We start from the raw sequence: 3,521 nt of genomic DNA on the forward strand, positions 1-3,521 counted from the left end.
CCGCCCGCCATGATGGCACGCGAGCGTCACGGCACGTGCAAAGCCAAGCTAAGAGTCCGCTTCAGAAGAGCTACGAAACAACCGCTGCCGACCCAGAGCAGTCCTCCAGGACCGGGCAGGGCGCCTCCCTCCTCTATAGGTCAGCGCTGGGGCGCGGGGTCCACTGCCGCTCGTTCAGCCGCCGTCAGCGCTCTCCCGAGCGACACCTCGATGGTGCAGACCAGCCCTGACGTCTGCCAGGACTTTGACACGGCGCCGCCGAGCTGGTGCCCCACCGTGCCCCTCAACAATCGCGTACCGAAGCCGTGCCGCCTAGGCTCGCCCCTAACCGGCGGGCCGCCCGTTTCGCTCCAGCGCAGCCGTAACGTCGCATCCGGGCTGCCATCGAGATCCCAGTGGACCGTCACGCGTCCAGCCGGCGTTGAGAGCGCGCCATACTTGACCGCATTGGTCGCCAGCTCGTGGACTGCCATCGCGAACGGCTGGGCCGTGCCCGCCGGTAACGCGACCGGGGGGCCCCGCAGCTCGACCCGCGGCACGTCACCCTCGACGAAGGCGGCCAGCTCACCCCGCAGTAACGTGTGCAGGTCGGCTCCGGCCCAGCGATCATCGGCGAGCAGCGTCTGCGCCCGCGCCAACGCCGCCACGCGCCCCTCGATCGCACGCACATAGTTCGGCAGGTCCGGTGCGCTGGTCAGCCGCAGGGCCGCCTGCACCACCGCCAGCGCGTTCTTGGCGCGGTGGTCCACCTCCCTCGACAGCATCGCCTGCCGCTCCTCTGCCGCCTTGCGCTCCGTAATGTTGAGGAACAGCGCGCCGAAGCGACCGGGCTCGGTGCGGTAGGCGATGACCTCGAACCAGCGGCCGAGTGGCGCGGCCCGATGCTCGATGTGGGCTGGTTCGCCGGTCTCGACCACGCGTGCGAAGGCGTCGGTCCACATGCGCTCAAGGCCTGGCATGGCCTCGCTCGCGCGACGGCCCAGGAGCTCCTGCCGGCTCAGGCCGGTCAGGCGCAGTGCCGCGTCATTCACCTCGAGATGACGGTAGTCCTCCGCCCGCCCGTCTGGGCCGTAGACGATCTCGCAATGGGCGAAGCCCTCATGCATGTTCTCGAAGAGGCCGCGCCAGCGCGCCTCGCTCTCGCGCAGTCGCGCCTCGGCCCGATCGCGCTCGGTCTCGTCGAGGAAGATCCCAATGACACGCTGCGGCGCGCCGTCCCCGTCGCGCAGTACACGGCCGTAGCTGCGGACGTAGCGGATCCCACCATCGGGCAGGCGGATGTGGTAGTGCGCCTCCACCCGACCCAAGGCGAGCCCCGTCTGCACGTCGACCTCCACTTGTCCGAGTTCCTCCGGCGCGATGCGGGCGACGTAGTCCGCAGGGTCGTGGCCTTCGCTCGGCGCGAAGCCGAAGATCTGGCGCGCGCGGTCGGAGGGCTGGACCGTCTCAGCGCGCAGGTCCCACTCGAAGGCGCCGAGCTCGCCTACCTCGAGCGCCACCCGCAGGCGCGCCTCGCTCTCGGCCCGCCCGACCTCGGCCCGGACCCGCGCCGTGATCTCGATGCTGGTGTTGAGCACGCCGGCGACCTGCCCCGTCTCGTCGAGGACCGGGCTGAAGCTGTAGTCGAACAGGGCCTCCTCCTGAACGACGTTGCGCAGCAGGGTGAAGCGGGCATCCTTGACGGAGACGGTCTCGCCAAGCTGCGCCCGGGCGAGCTGCGGCGCGATGACCTCGCGCGCCTCCGCCCAGACCTCGAGTAGAGAGCGTCCAAGCGCTTCGGGTTTGCCGCCGAGCTGCAGCAGGTAGGCATCGTTGTAGGCGGCGACCGTCAGTGCCTTACCCCAGAGGAGGACACTCGGGATCGCGGAGGCCAGGACGATCGAGGTGGCTGTGCGCAGCGCTGCGGGCCAGTCCGCCATCGGGCCGAGCGGGGTGGCCGACCAGTCGAAGGCATGCACCCGCGCGCCCATCTCGCCCCCGATCGCGGGCAGGCCGTGCCCGGGCTTAGCGTCCACGGGCGAGGTCTCGATGTGGCTTCCTGGCCGGCTGGGCTGCCTTGGCAAGACCGGGGCCCTCCCGCCTGCGTTCGTCCTCATCGAGGAGACGGAGGGCGGCGCGGACAACCTCGCTGGCGCTGCGGTAGCGCCCGGAGGCGACCCGGCCATCGACGAACGCCTCGAGCTCAGGCGTCAGAGAGACGTTGCGGGTCTTGCGGATCGGCACCCCAGATTGGGCTCAGGTTCTATTACCTGTGTCAATTCAAGCCACAGAACCGAAGCTATTGCTCAGACGCATTCATAAGGTTCAGGTAAACGGTCCAGCTTGGTGGGGATGTCATAGGCGGGATTTGCTTCTTGTGACGGCGCTAATGGGCCGCTTCCGGGCTACGCTGGGGATGCGGCGGGCTTGCCCTTTTCGACCGTGAGGGTGCTGATGAGCCTCGTGACGGTCGGTCCGTTCTTCGCGCTATGGCGGACGCCCTGCGGCACCTGAAGGCCTATGCCAGGCTTCAATTCGATCGGGTCGTGCCCTTCGAGGTAGAGCATACCGGTGCCTTCTAAAACATAGCCGGTCTCGATCCCTGGATGGACGTGTCGCTCGACATCGGAGTTTGGCGGCACCTCGACGAGGACTTGGATGACCACATGGGTACCGCCCGGTAGCTCAGTCTGGTTGAGGATCGTGCGTTTCAGCCCGGCGCTTTGGAGCTGCGGCGCCTGTTGAGCCTCGGCCGTCGTTGCGACCAGACCGACGGCGGAGCAAACCCAGCACGCCGAGAATACCCTCCGTGTCAACATGCCTAGACCTCCTTCTCCACCATTTCCTGGCCGCTTATTGAGGCGCTGACAGCGCAGACACACAAGCGCAACTTCGTCGGTCGATCACAGCGTCTTCGCGCTGTCGCTCCTCATATTAGACGGAGACCAGCCCGAGCACTCTCACTCGAGAGGAAGAACCGATTTCATCGTCGGCTACCCGCCCTTCTTGGTTGCTCCAGTCCCATTCTGAAGCGGGCTCTAAGCGATGTGCATTACATACTTCTTGATGCTCGAAAGCAACAAGCTCCCCGGAACCGTTAACATAACGAGCTTCTTGATAAATATTTCCCAATAAGCGAAACTAGTGCCCGTCCCGAGTAATTTGCCGCGATAAGATTTGATCAGCAACACTGAAGTGCTCTCCGCGCGACTTATCGCATCATACGTCGCGCAATGCGGTTGGCCCGTAGCCGCCGTGTCTGGCCATGCCCATGATCAGATCCGGAAGCGCCCCTGCCAGCCCCTAAATCCAATGGCGTGGTTTGGCCGAAAGCGGCCTGTCCGCTTACGGCACCGGGTGCCGCGAAGCGGACATGCGGCTAGCAGTTCCGGCCTGTCTATAGCCGCCCCGGATTGAACTCAGCTCTCCTGCGCTGGTCGCCTGCCTGCCTGTCCGCTGGCTCGGCCTGGCCTCAGTGCTCCTCGGGCTGTCAGGCGACATGGAATCTCCCTCCCTTGGCGACATGAAATCGCCCCCCCTCT

3 protein-coding genes are annotated in these 3,521 nt (G+C 66.3%); all 3 read right to left on the reverse strand.

Features of this window, described 5'->3' with window-relative positions; translation table 11 throughout:
- Positions 1–140: 140 nt before the first annotated feature.
- Positions 141–2,015 (reverse strand): PAS domain-containing HWE histidine kinase family protein, encoded by a 1,875-nt coding sequence (locus tag AC5JJ1_RS14190; RefSeq protein ID WP_495785756.1) that lies wholly within the window; start codon positions 2,013–2,015, stop codon positions 141–143.
- Entirely contained in the window at positions 2,005–2,223 is a 219-nt protein-coding gene (locus AC5JJ1_RS14195; protein WP_495785757.1) for a type II toxin-antitoxin system ParD family antitoxin, read from the reverse strand. The genes AC5JJ1_RS14190 and AC5JJ1_RS14195 overlap by 11 nt, the downstream gene beginning before the upstream one ends.
- A 161-nt stretch (positions 2,224–2,384) precedes the next feature.
- Complete coding sequence (locus tag AC5JJ1_RS14200) at positions 2,385–2,798, reverse strand: cupin domain-containing protein (RefSeq protein WP_495785758.1); 414 nt, start codon at positions 2,796–2,798, stop codon at positions 2,385–2,387.
- Positions 2,799–3,521 lie beyond the last annotated feature (723 nt).

Source organism: Belnapia sp., from assembly GCF_059504005.1.